The organism is Microbacterium sp. CCNWLW41, assembly GCF_037083505.1.
Genome location: NZ_JBAOJP010000003.1, coordinates 467,286 through 482,539, shown reverse-complemented (window position 1 = coordinate 482,539; position 15,254 = coordinate 467,286). Strand labels below are relative to the sequence as shown.

13 protein-coding genes are annotated in these 15,254 nt (G+C 71.2%); 5 read left to right on the top strand and 8 right to left on the bottom strand.

The window, feature by feature from the left end:
* The first annotated feature begins 43 nt into the window (after positions 1 to 43).
* Positions 44 to 1,069 carry an SDR family oxidoreductase gene (locus V6R91_RS13945; protein WP_442928125.1) on the top strand — a complete coding sequence of 342 codons (1,026 nt, stop codon included), beginning with the start codon at positions 44 to 46 and terminating at the stop codon, positions 1,067 to 1,069.
* Here the strand turns inward: V6R91_RS13945 and mfd are convergent.
* Positions 1,020 to 4,616: a transcription-repair coupling factor gene (gene mfd, locus V6R91_RS13935; protein WP_336395773.1), complete on the bottom strand. Its 3,597-nt coding sequence runs from the start codon at positions 4,614 to 4,616 to the stop codon at positions 1,020 to 1,022. The genes V6R91_RS13945 and mfd overlap by 50 nt on opposite strands.
* Before the next feature lie 83 nt (positions 4,617 to 4,699).
* Here mfd and V6R91_RS13930 point away from each other — a divergent pair, with 83 nt between their 5' ends.
* A complete protein-coding gene (locus V6R91_RS13930) occupies positions 4,700 to 5,395 on the top strand; it encodes a hypothetical protein (RefSeq protein ID WP_271061642.1) in 696 nt (231 codons plus the stop codon).
* Positions 5,396 to 5,412: 17 nt separating this feature from the next.
* Here the strand turns inward: V6R91_RS13930 and pth are convergent, their stop codons facing one another.
* Both pth and V6R91_RS13920 read right to left on the bottom strand, forming a co-directional pair.
* Positions 5,413 to 6,012, bottom strand: a complete 600-nt coding sequence (gene pth / locus V6R91_RS13925; protein WP_271061643.1) for an aminoacyl-tRNA hydrolase — start codon at positions 6,010 to 6,012, stop codon at positions 5,413 to 5,415.
* A 92-nt stretch (positions 6,013 to 6,104) separates the two neighbouring features.
* Complete coding sequence (locus V6R91_RS13920) at positions 6,105 to 6,713, bottom strand: 50S ribosomal protein L25/general stress protein Ctc (protein WP_336395772.1); 609 nt, start codon at positions 6,711 to 6,713, stop codon at positions 6,105 to 6,107.
* Positions 6,714 to 6,901: 188 nt separating this feature from the next.
* Here V6R91_RS13920 and V6R91_RS13915 point away from each other — a divergent pair, with 188 nt between their 5' ends.
* Positions 6,902 to 7,027: a hypothetical protein gene (locus V6R91_RS13915; protein WP_255218122.1), complete on the top strand. Its 126-nt coding sequence runs from the start codon at positions 6,902 to 6,904 to the stop codon at positions 7,025 to 7,027.
* A 194-nt stretch (positions 7,028 to 7,221) separates the two neighbouring features.
* Positions 7,222 to 8,670, top strand: coding sequence for an NADP-dependent phosphogluconate dehydrogenase (gene gndA, locus V6R91_RS13910; RefSeq protein ID WP_336395771.1), 1,449 nt, complete (start codon positions 7,222 to 7,224; stop codon positions 8,668 to 8,670).
* Between the two features lie 245 nt (positions 8,671 to 8,915).
* Here gndA and V6R91_RS13905 read toward each other — a convergent pair whose 3' ends face one another.
* The 5 genes from V6R91_RS13905 to V6R91_RS13885 all read right to left on the bottom strand — a co-directional run bounded on the left by V6R91_RS13905 (position 8,916) and on the right by V6R91_RS13885 (position 14,307).
* The gene (locus V6R91_RS13905) at positions 8,916 to 9,956 is read right to left on the bottom strand and encodes an alcohol dehydrogenase catalytic domain-containing protein (protein ID WP_336395770.1); all 1,041 of its coding nucleotides are present in this window, start codon (positions 9,954 to 9,956) and stop codon (positions 8,916 to 8,918) included.
* Positions 9,953 to 11,110 carry a galactonate dehydratase gene (gene dgoD / locus V6R91_RS13900; RefSeq protein ID WP_067245570.1) on the bottom strand — a complete coding sequence of 386 codons (1,158 nt, stop codon included), beginning with the start codon at positions 11,108 to 11,110 and terminating at the stop codon, positions 9,953 to 9,955. Before dgoD ends, V6R91_RS13905 begins: the two co-directional genes overlap by 4 nt.
* A gap of 2 nt (positions 11,111 to 11,112) precedes the next feature.
* The gene (locus V6R91_RS13895) at positions 11,113 to 11,991 is read right to left on the bottom strand and encodes a carbohydrate ABC transporter permease (protein WP_231820372.1); all 879 of its coding nucleotides are present in this window, start codon (positions 11,989 to 11,991) and stop codon (positions 11,113 to 11,115) included.
* Positions 11,988 to 12,932: a carbohydrate ABC transporter permease gene (locus V6R91_RS13890; RefSeq protein WP_067245564.1), complete on the bottom strand. Its 945-nt coding sequence runs from the start codon at positions 12,930 to 12,932 to the stop codon at positions 11,988 to 11,990. The genes V6R91_RS13895 and V6R91_RS13890 overlap by 4 nt, the downstream gene beginning before the upstream one ends.
* Positions 12,933 to 12,996: 64 nt before the next feature.
* Positions 12,997 to 14,307, bottom strand: a complete 1,311-nt coding sequence (locus V6R91_RS13885; RefSeq protein WP_231820371.1) for an ABC transporter substrate-binding protein — start codon at positions 14,305 to 14,307, stop codon at positions 12,997 to 12,999.
* A gap of 148 nt (positions 14,308 to 14,455) precedes the next feature.
* Here V6R91_RS13885 and V6R91_RS13880 point away from each other — a divergent pair, with 148 nt between their 5' ends.
* Complete coding sequence (locus V6R91_RS13880) at positions 14,456 to 15,226, top strand: FadR/GntR family transcriptional regulator (protein ID WP_336395769.1); 771 nt, start codon at positions 14,456 to 14,458, stop codon at positions 15,224 to 15,226.
* The last annotated feature ends 28 nt before the right edge of the window (positions 15,227 to 15,254 follow it).

The following is a 15,254-nucleotide window of genomic DNA, read 5'->3' as shown; positions in this document are numbered from 1 at the left end:
CGGCGCGCGTCCCGCGCGCCCGGCTCTCGAACGAAGGATTCCCATGTCTCACCCCCTCTCCGGCCGCACCGCGCTCGTCACCGGCGTCTCCCGTCGACGCGGGATCGGCTTCGCCGTCGCGACGACCCTCGCCCGCCTGGGCGCGGACGTCGTCATCCATCACCACCGCGCGCACGACGTCGACCAGCCCTGGGGAGCCGACGACCTCGACGCCGTCCGCTCCGGCCTCGCCGAGGCGCTGACACCAGGCGCCTCGATGACCGACATCGCCGCGGACCTGCGCGACCCCGCCACGATCGAGCCACTGCTCGATGCCGCCGCCGCGCTCACCGGGCGCCTGGACATCCTCGTGTGCAACCAGGCGCTCAGCGGATCCGACGGCAGCGTGTTCGACCTCACCGCCGCGTCCCTCGACGCGCATTGGGAGACCAACGCGCGCGCCACCCTGCTGCTCACCGCCGGTCTCGCGCGCCGCCGACGCGACGAGCTCGGCGGCGCCCGCGGCTCCGCCCGACCCGGAGACCGGGTCGTGGATGTGGGCCCGTTCGCGTCACCGACCGGGCACGTGATCTGGATGACCTCGGGACAGCTCGACGGGCCGATGCGCGGCGAGGTGGCCTACGCCACGAGCAAGGCGGCCCTCGCCGGCGTCACCCGGACCGTCGCCGCCGAGCTCCTCGACGTCGGGATCCTGCTCAACACCGTGAACCCCGGCCCCGTGAACACCGGCTACCTGGATGCGGACACCACCGATCGCGACCTCGCCGGCATCGAGGAATGGCTGGCGCAGACGCCGTTCGGGGCGCCTGGGACGCCCCGAGGATCCCGCGCGCCTCATCGGGTGGCTGTGCACGGATGCGGGTGCGTGGATCACCGGGCAGGTGCTCACCAGCGATGGAGGATTCGGCCTGCGCTGATCCGTGGCGCCGGACCCTCCGTCGCGGATCCGCGTCCCCCGCGGACGACTCCCCGGATTCTCTCCGCGGGGGGCGCGGATCTCCGTCCGAGGCGGCGGCGGGTCAGCCCTCGGCCGGCAGGTCGGGGATGGAGGCGGGGAAGAGCGCCGTGAAGAGCTGACCCACCCACTCCAGCAACTCGCCCGCGGGCGGCGCCTCCAGCCCCACGCCGACGGCGGCGGGGACCGTGGGCATCGGCACGACCAGGGCCTCTCCCCCGCCGACGAGCTTCGCCTTGGGATAGAGCCGCTGCAGACGGACCTTGATCGAGTCCTCGAAGCGTGCGGGCGCGATCCGCAGGTTCGACCCCATGGCGACGACGTCGGTGAGCCCGGCCTTCGCGGCGCGGCGGCGCAGGCGCGCGACCGCGACGAGCCCCTCCACCTCCTCCGGCGGCGCACCGTACCGGTCCGTGAGCTCCTCCACCACGAGATCGATCGCGTCGTCCGGAGCCGTGGCCGTCGCCGCGGACGACAGCTTCTGGTACGCCTCGAGCCGCAGTCGCTCGCTGTCGATGTAGAAGTCCGGGATGCGCGCGTCGACCGGCAGCTCCAGACGCAGCTCCGCCCCGGTCTCCGTCTCCTCGCCGCGGAAGGTCGCCACGGCCTCGCCGATCATCCGCAGATACAGGTCGAATCCGACGCCGGCGATGTGGCCGGCCTGCTCGGCGCCCAGAAGGTTCCCCGCGCCGCGCAGCTCCAGGTCCTTGAGCGCCACCTGCATGCCGGAGCCGAGGTCGTTATTGACGGCGATGGTCTGCAGCCGGTCGGCCGCCGTCTCCGACAGCGGCTTGGCGTCGTCGTAGAGGAAGTAGGCGTAGGCGCGCTCGCGCCCGCGCCCGACCCGCCCCCGGAGCTGGTGGAGCTGCGACAGCCCGTAGCGATCCGCCCGGTCGATGATGATCGTGTTCGCGTTCGAGATGTCCAGTCCGGTCTCGATGATCGTCGTCGACACCAGCACGTCGAACTTCCGCTCCCAGAAGTCGTCCACCACCTGCTCCAGCTGATGCTCGCCCATCTGGCCGTGCGCGACGGCGATCCGTGCCTCGGGGACGAGCTCGGCGATCTCGGAGGCCACGCGCTGGATCGACTGCACCCGGTTGTGGACGTAAAAGACCTGCCCCTCGCGGAGGATCTCCCGACGGATCGCCGCGGCGACCTGCTTGTCGCTCTTGGCCCCCACGAAGGAGAGGATGGGGTGGCGGTCCTCGGGCGGGGTCGCCAGTGTCGACATCTCCCGGATTCCGGTCACCGCCATCTCCAGCGTCCGCGGGATCGGCGTCGCGCTCATCGCCAGGATGTCGACGTTCGTCTTGAGCTTCTTCAGCGCGTCCTTGTGCTCGACGCCGAACCGCTGCTCCTCGTCGATGATCATCAGCCCGAGATCCTTGAACCGCACCTTCTCGGTGAGGATCCGGTGCGTGCCGATCACCATGTCGATCGTGCCGTCGAGCAGGCCGTCGACGACCTGTCGCGCCTCCTTGTCGGTCTGGAAGCGCGAGAGCGGGCGCACCTTCACCGGGAACCCCGCGAACCGCTCGGTGAACGTCTCCAGGTGCTGCTTGACGAGGAGCGTCGTCGGCACCAGCATGGCGACCTGCTTGCCGTCCTGGATGGCCTTGAACGCGGCCCGGACGGCGACCTCGGTCTTGCCGAAGCCGACGTCGCCGGACAGCAGCCGGTCCATCGGGATCGGCCGCTCCATGTCCGCCTTGATCTCGTCGATCGTCTGGAGCTGATCCGGGGTCTCGGCGAACGGGAAGGCCTCCTCCAGTTCCCGCTGCCACGGGGTGTCGGGGCCGAACGCGTGCCCCTTCGCAGCCATCCTCGCCGAGTACAGCTTCACCAGCTCGACGGCGATGTCGCGCACGGCCTTGCGCGCCTTGCCCTTGGCCGCCGCCCAGTCGCTGCCGCCCATCTTCGACAGCGTCGGCGCCTCGCCCCCGACGTACTTGGACAGCAGATCCAGCTGGTCCGTGGGGACGTATAGCTTGTCCCCCGGGTAACCGCGCTTGGACGGCGCGTACTCCAGGACCAGGTAGTCGCGCGTGGTCTTGGTGGCGTTGCGCCCGCCCGAGGAGACCTCGCGCTGCGTCATCTCGACGAACCGCGCGATGCCGTGCGTCTGATGCACGACGAAGTCGCCGGCCTTGAGCTGCATCGGATCCACGACGTTCTTGCGCCGCGAGGCGAGCTTTTTCACCACGCGCTGGTCGCCGCCGATCGTGCGGCCGTAGAACTCGTTCTCCGTCAGGACGGCGAGACCGGCCGCCGGCACCTGGAAACCGGCCTCGATGCTGCCGACGACGAGCGTGGCCACCCCGGCGTCCGGGACGTCGGGGAGCTCCGCCACCACCCGGGCCGCCACACCTCGGTCGGCGAGCACGTCCCGCGCACGGTCGACGAGACCGGCGCCGGACGCGACCAGCACGACACGCCACCCCTCGGCCACGCGTGCGGCGACGAACTCCACCGCGCCGTCGACGTTGCCGTGGAAGGACGGGATCGGCGCCGCCGCCTGGCCGTCCGCACCCTGGTCGAACGCGGCGTCCTCGGAGCCGGGGTCGAAGGCGCTCAGCCGCCACCAGACGCCGCCGTGCTCGTGCACGGCCTCGCGCAGTTCCGCGACGGAGAGGAAGTCGCCCTGCTGGAGGTCGATCGGCGCGGTGGCCCCCGCGGTGGCCGCGCTCCACGCCGCCTCCAGGAACTCGCGGTTGGTCTCGCCGAGGCTCGCCGCGCGCGCACCGGCCCGCTCCGGGTCGACGAGCGCGACGGCGGCGCCCTCGGGGAGATAGTCGGACAGAGGGATGACGGGGCCGGCGACGACCGGCAGCAGCGACTCCATCCCCTCCACGGGGATGCCCTCGCTCATCCGCTGCAGCATCTGGGCGATGCCGGGGTACGCCTCCACGAGCTCGCCCGCCCTGGCCCGAACCTCGGGGGTCAGCAGCAGCTCGCGGCTGGCCGCCAGCTCGACCTCCCCGACGTCCCCGGGGAGGGAGCGCTGGTCCGCGACGGAGAAGAGCCGGATCTGGTCGACCTCGTCGCCGAAGAACTCGACGCGGGCGGGGTGCTCCGCCGTGGGCGGGAACACGTCGAGGATTCCGCCTCGGACGGCGAACTCCCCGCGACGGGACACCATGTCCACCCGCGAATACGCCCGCTCCACGAGGTCCGCGGCGATCGCGTCGAGGTCGAAGCCGCGTCCGCCGACACGGAGCACGAGCGGCTCGACGTCGCCGAGTCCCGCAGCGACGGGCTGGAGCGCGGCCCGGACGGAGGCGACCACGACGAGCGGGCGCGCGCCCTCGAAGCGGCGCATCCGTCGCAGGACGTCGAGCCGGCGCCCGACGGTGTCCGGGCTCGGGCTCAGACGCTCGTGCGGCAGCGTCTCCCACGCCGGGAACGACAGGATCTCGCCGTCGGGGATGTACGACGCCAGCGCCGCGGCCAGAGAGTCGGCACGGCGCCCGGTGGGCACGACCACCAGCAGGGCGGCGGGGCGCCCGGCGGCCGCCCGCCGCTCCAGCAGCCCGGCGATCGTCGGGGCGTCGATCCCGCCGACGGCCAGCAGATCGGCGTCGGTCTGCGCCCATGTCAGGGCGTCGCGGAACGGCGAACCCTCCTGGTCCAAGGCACGGATGATCCCCTGTACAGTCACCGAAAGAGTCTACGGTCCGGCGCCGACACCGCCGCGTCCTCGTCGGGTCATCCGGATTCCGGCGGCCTCCTAGGATGGGGGGCGTGAGCGATCCCCAGCAGCCGTCGTCCGTGCCTCCTCCGCCGTCGCCCGCCGCACCTGCGGCCCCGGCCGGTCCGTCGGCGCAGCCTGCTCCGCTCGCCCCGCCTGCACCGGGCCACCCGGCGCCGTCCGCGCCGGCGTACCCCGCGGCTCCCGTTCCCCCGGCGGGCACACCGGCCCCCTCCGGGTACGGCTCACCGGCTCCGTCGGGGTACGGCGCCCCCGCACCGACCGGATACGCAGCGCCTCCCGGCGCCTACGCCGGTCCCGCGGCGGGCTATGCGGCGCCGTTCGTCCCGGAGCCGGAGCGGCCCACGACCTCGACCACCGGTGTCCTCTCGCTGGTGCTCGCCCTCATCGCGGTGGTCCTCGGCACCGCGCTCGGGTCCTGGGCCGCGTTCGAGATCGGTCGCGGCGTCGTCTCGATGGACAACCTGACCTCGTCGACCACCAACCCGCTGCGCCTGCTCACCCCCGTGCGCGACGTGGTGCTGTGGGCCGAGATCACCTTCTGGGCCGCGACCGCCCTCGGCGTCGTGGCGTTCGTGCTCGGGATCGTCGCCACCGTCAAGCGGCGCGGGCGAGGCGCGGGGATCGCCGGCCTGGTGATCGCCGCGGTGGGCCCGTTCGTCTTCGCCGGCGTCGCCTGGGCACTGTTCACGGCCGGAGCCGCGGCCGGGATCAACGCCCTGTCCTGATCGGCCCGATCCCGCCGTCAGGGTCGGGGGGCGTGGTGCTTCTGCTGGGCCGCGACGAGCCCCTCTTCGATGAGCTGCTCGACCGCGTCCGCCGCATCGGACACGAGCACGGGGAGGTTCGGCCGCTCCGCCGCTCCGAAGGGCGCGAGCACCCAGTCCGCGGGGTCCTGCCGACCGGGCGGGCGGCCGATGCCGACGCGCACCCGAGGGAAGTCCGGGGTGGCGAGAGCCCGGGCGACGTCGCGGATGCCGTTGTGTCCGCCGTGCCCCCCGCCGACCTTGAGCTTGATGGTGTCGAAGGGGATGTCCAGTTCGTCGTGCACCAGCACCACGCGCTCGGCCGGGACCGAGTAGAACCGGGCCAGCGACGCGACCGGCGTCCCGGACACATTCATGAACGAGGTGGGCTTGGCCAGCACGATCTTGTCGCCTCCGGGCCTCACCCAGGTCTCGACGACCTGTGCGCCGCTCCCCTGTCCGCGGACACGGTGGTCACGGAAGCTCTCGCCGCGGCGCGCGGCGAGCTCGTCGACGACCATCTGCCCGACGTTGTGGCGGGTCGCCGCGTATCGCGGCCCCGGGTTGCCGAGGCCCACCACGAGCCACGTCTGCGCCATGTCCTGTCCTCCGGATCGTGAAGGGGCTCACCGCTCGGAGACGACGAAGGGGGCGCGACCGCGTCGCACCCCCTTCGTGTCGTCCGGACGGATCACTCCGCGGCGGTCTCCTCGGCCGGGGCCTCCTCGGCAGCCGTCTCCTCGGTCTCCTCCGCGACGGTGGCGGCGGGGACCGAGACCGCGACGACGAGGGTCTCCGGGTCGGCGACGAGCGTGACGCCCTTGGGCAGCTTCACGTCGGCGGCGGTGATGTGCGCGCCCTCCTCGAGCCCCTCGACCGAGACCTCGACGTGCTCGGGGATGTGGGTGGCCTCGGCCTCGACCGCCAGCGTGGTCGCGTCGAGGGTGGCGATGGTGCCCGAGAAGGGCTCGCCGACGACGACGACGGGGAGGTCCACGGCGACCTTCTCGCCCTTCTTCACGATGAGCAGGTCGATGTGCTCGATGACCTGGTGCACCGGGTCCTTCTGCACGTCCTTGACGAGCGCGAGCTGGCTCTTGCCCTCGATGTCGAGGTCCAGCAGCGCGTTGGCGCGACGGATCAGCAGGCTGACCTGGTGGCCAGGAAGGGCGACGTGGACCGGGTCGGTGCCGTGCCCGTAGAGGACTGCCGGGATCTTGCCAGCGGCGCGCAGGCGGCGGGCGAAGCCCTTGCCGAAGCTGGTGCGGACCTCCGCGTGGACGGTGGTGTCTTCGCTCATGATGTTCTCCTTCAGGCGCGCAGCAGGCGGGGCTGCGCGGTGGTCTGGGTGGTGTCGTCTCGGCAGCGGACACGTGAGGAGAGCACCGGGCTCGCATCGCCGCGTCGATCACGGATGAGCGCGCACGCACGCCATCCCTCGCCGAGGAACGTCTCCATCGTACCGGATCTGCCGATAGGCTGAGTTCCATGTTCGATGGCGCTTTCCTGTCCCATGCCCTGTTCTGGCTCATCGGCGCCATGACCGTCTGCGCGACCGTCCTCTCGCTCGGCGCCCTGTTCAGCATGGGCCGCTCGGGCTACCGCAAGGACTGACCCGGCTCGGGCCAGCGTCGTCGCCCGTCGCATCCCGCGACGGGCTCGGCGACGACGCACCCCTCGGCGACCGCGCACGGCGTGCGCCGCGCACCGGTCCTGTCGACGACGCGAGCGCGACGCACAGGACGACCGATCCCGGTGACAGCGATACGCTGAACGCATCCCCCAACGGTGACATCGAGGAGATCACAGTGCCCAACGCCGCAGCGAACATCGGAGTCGTCGGACTCGCCGTCATGGGGTCGAACCTCGCCCGCAACCTCGCCAGCCGCGAGGGCAACACCGTCGCGGTGTACAACCGCAGCCGGGCGAAGACCGACGAGCTGGTCGCCGCGCACCCCGAGGCCGGGTTCCTCCCCGCCTTCTCCTACGAGGAGTTCGCCGCGTCGCTGTCCACCCCGCGGACCGCGATCATCATGGTCAAGGCCGGCGCCGGGACCGACGCCGTGATCGACGAGCTCGTGAAGGTCTTCGAGCCGGGCGACATCATCGTCGACGGCGGCAACGCCTACTTCCCGGACACGATCCGCCGCGAACGCGCCGTGCGCGAGACCGGCATCAACTTCGTGGGCGCGGGGATCTCCGGCGGCGAGGAGGGCGCGCTGACCGGTCCCTCGATCATGCCCGGCGGGTCCGACGAGTCCTGGGTGACGCTCGGGCCGATCCTGAAGTCCATCGCCGCCGTCGCCGAGGGCGAGCCGTGCGTCACGCACGTCGGCCACGACGGCGCGGGCCACTTCGTGAAGATGGTGCACAACGGCATCGAGTACGCCGACATGCAGCTCATCGCCGAGGCCTACGACCTGATCCGCCGCGGGACGGGCAAGTCCCCGGCCGAGATCGCGGAGATCTTCGCGGAGTGGAACCGCGGCGAGCTGGAGTCCTACCTCATCGAGATCACCGCCGAGGTACTGCGACAGGTGGACGCCGCCACGGGCGAGCCGCTGGTGGACGTGATCGTCGACCAGGCCGGGGCCAAGGGCACCGGCGCGTGGACGGTGCAGACCGCGCTCGCGCTGGGCGTGCCGGTCTCCGGCATCGCCGAGGCCACCTTCGCCCGCTCCCTCTCGTCGCACCCGGAGCAGCGTGCCGCCGCCGCAGGCCTTCCCGGCCCGAGCGAGGCGTTCACCGTCGCCGACGAGGACGCCTTCATCGAGGACGTGCGCCTGGCCCTCTACGCGTCAAAGATCGTCGCGTACTCGCAGGGCTTCGACGAGATCCGCGCCGGTGCCGCCGAGTACGGCTGGAACATCGACCTGGGCGCGATCTCGAAGATCTGGCGCGGGGGTTGCATCATCCGCGCCCAGTTCCTCAACCGCATCGCGGAGGCGTACGCGCAGACCCCGGACCTGCCGGTCCTGATGACGGCGCCCTACTTCGCCGAGGCGCTCACCCGTGGTCAGGACGCGTGGCGCCGCGTGGTGATCGCCGCCGCCCGCGCCGGCATCCCGGCTCCCGCGTTCTCGTCGTCCCTGTCCTACTACGACGGGATCCGCGCCGAGCGCCTCCCCGCCGCGCTCGTGCAGGGCCAGCGGGACTTCTTCGGCGCGCACACCTACCGCCGCATCGACAAGCCGGGCACGTTCCACACGCTGTGGTCGGGCGACCGCACCGAGGTCGAGGCCGAAGACACCCACTGACGCCCCGGGTCACCGCGTTTCGTCTCGCGGAGACCCGCACTGAGCGAGCGCAGCGAGTCGAAGTGTCGCTCAACGACCGAACACCGCGCCACCCCCGGTCGTTGAGCGAGGAGCGCAGCACCGAGACGAAACGGCGCCAGCCACGGGTCACCGCGTTTCGTCTCGCTTCGCTCGCTCAACGACCGACGCCCACCGGTCGTTGAGCGAGGAGCGCAGCGACGAGACGAAACGGGGCGACCACCGCGTCATCCGCCCGGGACGATCACCGTCTTCAGCCCCTCGCCGCGCTCGGCGGCGTCCAGCGCCTCCCGGAAGTCCTCGATCCCGACGCGGCGGGTGACGAGCGGCGTCAGCACGACGGCGCCCGCCGCGATGAGTCGCATCGCCGCGCGCCACGACGCGGGCGTCGACGCGAAGCCGCTCGTCACGACGAGCTCCTTGTAGAGGACGAGGTCGAACGGCAGGGTCACGTCGCGGCCGAAGATCCCGACCTGCACGTACCGTCCGCCGCGGCGGGCGGCACGCAGGGCTCCGGCCGCGGCGGGAGCGGCGCCCGAGCACTCCACCACGACGTCGAAGGCCTCCGTCGGCGGCGTCTCGGTCGTCGTGCCGAGGCCGAGCTCCGCCGCCACGGCGAGCCGCTCCGCGTCCGCGGGCAGTCCCGCGAGCGTCACGATCCCCCCGCACGCCCGCGCGACCTGCGCGGCGAGCTGCCCCATCGCGCCCGGTCCCGTGACCAGCACACGATCGCCGGGCTGCACGACCGGCGGGTCCAGCAGGCACTGCGCCACGCACGCCAGGGGCTCCGAGAGCACGCCGTCGAGCTCGCCGGGGGTCTCCGGAAGGCGATGCAGGTTGAGGACCGGGACGCGCAGCTGCTCCGCGAACCCGCCGTCGCGGAACGAGCCGATCGACCGACGCAGCTCGCAGAGGTTGCGCTTCCCCGCACGGCACTGCTCGCAGCGCTCACAGGCGGAGAAGTAGGTCTCCACCGCCACGACGCTCCCGATCCAGTCGACGTCCTCCTCCGATCCGACGGCGCTCACGACGCCCAGCACCTCGTGGCCGAGGACGACCGGCGTCCGGTGCGCGTACTCGTCGTGCGCGATGTGCACGTCCGTCCCGCAGATCCCCGTCGCGCGGACGTCGACGACGGCCTCCCCGGGCCCGGCCACCGGCCGTTCCCGGTCCTGCACCGCGATGCCCGCCGGCCCCGGCCCGTGCTTGACCACCGCGCGCATCGTCCCGGGGTCCTGCACCCCTCGTCCGGCCACCGCCGTGCTCACCACTCCGCCATCGATCCGTCGGCGTGCCGCCACACCGGGTTCTGCCACGTCTCCCAGCGGCCTGCGGCGGCACGCACCGCCTGCTCGTCGATCTCGATCCCCAGTCCCGGCCCCGTGAGCCGTTCGAACCCGCCGTCCACGAAGCGGAGCGGCTCGGTGTCCACGACGTAGTCGAGCACCTCGGCGCCCTTGTTGTAGTGGATGCCGATCGACTGTTCCTGGATGAGGTGGTTCGGCGTGGCGAAGCCCACCTGCAGGCACGCGGCGAGCGCCAGGGGCCCGAGCGGGCAGTGCGGCGCGATCATGGCGTCGAAGGTCTCGGCGAGCGCGGCGATGCGGCGGCTCTCCGAGATGCCGCCCGCGTGCGCGAGATCCGGCTGGCCGATCGCGATCCCGGCCTGGAGCGCGGGCAGGAACTCCTGCCGGCTGTAGAGCCGTTCCCCCGTCGCGATGGGGATCGTGGTCGCCTCGACCATCCGCTCGATCACATGGGAGTTCTCCGGCACGACCGGCTCCTCGAGGAAGAACGGATGAAGGGGCTCCAGCAGCGATGCGAGTCGGCGCGCCGTCCCGAGCGTGAAACGCCCGTGCAGATCCACGGCGACGTCGCGGTCCGGCCCCAGCACCTCCCGCGCCCTGGCGACCCGTGCCACGACGGCGTCGAGCTCCGACTTCGAGCCGTTGCGGCTCATCCGCCCCGAGGCGTTCATCTTCACGGCGGTGAGCCCGACCTCCAGCTGGGCGGCGATGTGGTCGCCGACCTCGTCGGGGTCGTCCCCTCCCACCCAGCCGTAAGCGCGGATCCGGTCACGGACGGCACCGCCGAGCAGCTCGTGCACCGGCACCCCCAGGCGCTTGCCCTGCAGGTCCCACAGCGCCTGATCCACCCCGGAGACGGCGCTGGCCAGGACCGGCCCACCGCGGTAGAACTGCCCCTTGGTCAGCACCTGCCAGTGGTCCTCGATGCGGCGCGGGTCGGCGCCGACCAGCGTCAGGGCGAACTGGTCGACGGCCGCGCGGACCACGTCGACGTAGCCTTCGAGGGACGCCTCGCCCCAGCCCACCAGGCCGTCGTCGGTCTCGATCCGCACGAACAGCCAGCGCGGAGCGACGGGGAACGACTCCACGCGGGAGATGACGCCGGTCACGGCCATGGTCAACCTTTCGTGGCCCCGGCGGTGAGGCCGGAGACGATGTAGCGCTGGGTGAACAGCGCGATGAGCATGATGGGCGTGGTCACCACGACCGAGGCCGCCATCAGGGCTCCCCAGTCGATCGACGCGTAGCCGATGAAGTCGAAGATCGCCACCGGCAGCGTCTTGGTCGCGTTCCCCGACAGCACGAGGGCGAACATGAAGTTGTTCCACGAGAAGATGAACGACAGGATCGTCGCCGTCGCGATGCCGGGGACCGACAGCGGCAGGGTGATCCGGAAGAACGCGCCGATCGCGGTCAGCCCGTCCACCTGCGCCGACTCCTCGAGCTCTTCCGGCAGCTGGTCGAAGAACGACATCATGATGTAGAGGATCAGCGGCAGCGAGACGAACATGTGCGACAGGATGAGCGGGATGTAGCCGCCGGTCATCTTCAGTTGGGCGAAGATGAAGTACCACGGCACGAGCAGGCTCACCCCGGGGATGATCCTCGCCAGCAGCACGACCATGGCGGACTTGTCCATGACGAAGCGGCTCATCGCATAGGCCGCCGGAACCGCGAGGACCAGGGACAGCGCCGTCGCCATGAATGCGACGAAGAACGAGTTCCAGATGTAGACGAGGTAGTTCCCCCGCCGGGGGTCGAACACCGTCCCGTAGTTGTCGAGCGTCGGCTGGAACAGCAGCGCCTGCGCCGCGTCGTAGATCTGGACGTTGTGCTTGAAGCTGGCCAGCACCATCCACACGATGGGGCCGAGGAAGGCGAGGACGATCAGCGCCAGTCCGAGGAACCGGCCGATCGAGCCGGGCCGCGTGCGGCGCCGGCGCGGCGCCGGGCGTCCGCCGGTGACGACGGTGCGAGTGTCGGCGAGGGCGGTCATGACTGCTTGCCCTTTCTCTGCATCTGGAGCACCCAGATCACGACGAGGATGATCAGGAAGAACAGGATCAGCACGGCCGAGGCGACGCCGTACTCGTTGTAGTCGAAGCTGAGGCCGTACGCGTAGACGTTGAGCGTCTCCACATCGTGGAACGCCCCTCCGCCCTTGCCCTTGGTCGCGTAGAGGATGTCGAACGTCTTCAGCGCGTCGATCCCGCGCAGCAGGACGGCCGCGATGATGACGGGGCGCATGAGCGGCACGGTGATGTACCAGAAGCGCTGCCAGGCGTTGGCGCCGTCGACCCGGGCCGCCTCCTGCGGCTCGTCGGAGAGGCTCGTGAGCCCCGCGAGGAGGATGAGCGCGACCATCGGGGTCCACTGCCAGATGTCGACGAAGATCAGCGTCGGCAGGGAGGTGGCCGGGTCCGCGAGCCAGGGCTGCGGCGGGATCCCCACCCACCCCAGCATCTCGTTGACGAAGCCGATGTTCGGCTCGAAGAGCAGCCGCCACATCATCCCGACCGCGACCGGCGTCGCCACCAGCGGCAGCAGGACGATCGTGCGCACCACGCCCTGCCCGCGGAACGGCTTCCACAGCAGAAGCGCGATGATCATCCCGAGGATGAGCTCGAAGAACAGCGCCCCGCCCGTGAAGGCGAACGTGCGCCAGACGGACGGCCAGAAGCGCTCGGTGTCCGTGAGGACGTCCGCGTAGTTGCCGAGCCCGATCACGTCGAAGTCGCGGCGGACGGACCGTTTCGCGTCGGTCAGGCTCAGGAACAGCGTCCATCCCAGCGGAACGGCCAGCAGCAGCGCGGTGAAGACGACGGACGGGCCGGCGAACAGCCACTTGCGGTGCCGATCGGCCCAGCGGCTGAAGCGCTCCCCCGTGCTCACCGCCTCGGGCGGGCGCACGGCGTCCGGAGTGCGCAGAGCGGTCATGATGACTCCCTGGATCGGACCGCGGCGGCCCGCTCGGGGCCGCCGCGGTGACGGTCGGTCGGATCTACTCGGCGTCCTCGACGAGGAAGTCCCCGAAGGCCTTGTCCGCGGCATCGACCGCCGCGTCCACGTCCCCGCCCGCGATCGCGGCGACGATGGGCTCACCCACGATCTCGCGCGCCTGCGCCACCTGGACCACCAGCGGCCGGTCCTGACCGACGCCGTTCTCACCGTTGACCTTGATGGCCTCGATGAGCTCGGCCGGGTAGTCGGCCGTGGCGTCCTCGTCCTCCCAGACCGACGATCGCGCGCCGGTCACGCCGAGCTTGGTGAGCTCCGCGGTCATCTCCTTGGAGGTCGCCCAGGTGATGAACTGCCAGGCCGCGGACTGGTTCTCCGAGGTCTCGTTGATCCCGAGCGCCCACGCGGCGACGTTGTACGGCTTCGAGCCCGCAGAGCCGGCGGGGAACGGCGCGAAGCCGACCTGGTCCGCGACGGTGGACTGCGACGGGTCCGTCATGTTCTTGTACAGGCTGTCCGCATCGGCGATGAACGCGGCCTGCCCCTGCTGGAAGACGGCGAACGCCTCGGCCCAGCTCATCTCCGGGTTGATCGTCGCGGTGGTGTGGTTGCGGATCAGGTCGCCGTAGAAGGCGTAGGCCTTGCGGGCCTCGTCGCTGCCGATCGCCGACTTCCCGTCCTCGTCGATCCACGCGCCGCCCTCACTGAAGAGGAAGGCGCTGAACTGCGTGACCGCCGCCGATTTGCCGGTGCGGCCGATGTAGCCGGCGACATCCGGGTGGCGCTCGTGGATGGCGGCGGCGGCCGCGTCCAGCTCCTCCAGCGTCGTCGGCACCTCGAGGCCCGCCTCCGCGAGGAGGTCCTTGCGGTAGTACAGCACGGTGCGCTCGGTGATGATCGGCACGGCGACGATCTCGTCCTCGTAGGAGGTCAGGGACGCCGGCCCCTCCTGGAAGTCGGACCAGTCCCATTCCTCGTCGCCCTCGGCGAGCTCGGTGAGGTCGGCGAGGTACCCGTTGCCGGCGAACAGCTTGTTCTCCTGGAGCGGGCGGTACATCATGACGTCGATCTCGTCGGTGCCGGCGTTGAGCTTGACGTTGTACTGGTCCGAGAGCTGGTCCTCGGCCAGCTGCGTGACCTCGACCTTGGCGCCGGTCTCCTTCTCGAACTCGGGGATCAGCTCCTTGATCGCCTCGGTCCACACGTGGTTGACGAGCGTGACGCGGAGGGTGGTCCCGTCGATGTCGGCGTTCTCGTCCACCGCGGATCCGGTGCTGCAGCCGGCGAGCGTTCCGGCGACGACGGCGACCGCGGCCACGGCGGCGAGGCGGGCGGGCTTCGATGCGTACTTCACTGTGACTCCATCCTGAGCCGCGCAACCTCGCGACGACTCCCCTGGGTGCGGGTGGGCGCAGATGCCGCTTTACATCTGCTCAATCGTCACCGTAACCCGAATAAGTCAGACATATCAATCCCCGGGATCAAAAAGATATGCTCTCCTCATGGACACCGTCCCCCCGTCCGGCGACGCTCTGGCCGCGCGCTCCCCGGCCGTGGCCGGCGACCTGCGAGACCTCGTGCTCGACACTCTCGGCCGCGAGATCTGCGGGGGCGTGTACGCCGCGGACAGCACCTTCACCACGGAGTCGCTGGAGACCCGCTTCCAGGTCTCCCGTCCCGTCGTCCGCGAGGCGCTCCGTGCGCTCGAGGCGCTCGGCCTCGTGGCCCAGAAGCGCCGCGTCGGCGTGCGGGTCCTCCCGGCGACGGCATGGAACGCGTACGACCTGCAGGTGATCCGCTGGCGACTGGCCGGCCCCAGCCGGGTGGCGCAGCTGCGCTCCCTCACCGAGCTGCGTGGTGCGATCGAGCCCGCCGCGGCACGACTCGCCGCGATCCGCGCACCGCTGAACCTGGCCAGCGACCTCGTCGGCCTGTCCGGGCGTCTCTGGGCCGCGGGCAAGCGCGGTGACACCGCGGAGTTCGTCCGCCTCGATCTGCAGTTCCACGGCCTGGTGCTGGAGATGAGCGGCAACGAGATGTTCGCGCAGCTGCATCACCTCGTCGAGGAGGTGCTGCGCAGCCGCACGCAGTACGACCTCATGCCGCGCTATCCCGCGGTCGAGGCGCTGCAGAACCATGTCGACATCGCCACCGCCATCCAGACCGGCAACGCCGACAAGGCCGCACAGGCCATGGTCCTCATCACCGAGCGCGCTCTGGCCGAGATGAGCTCGATCTGGGATCGGGAGCTGGAGGAGCGCGCCGCCGAGTGAGCGGGGTTCCGCCCCGGGGCGGCGTCGG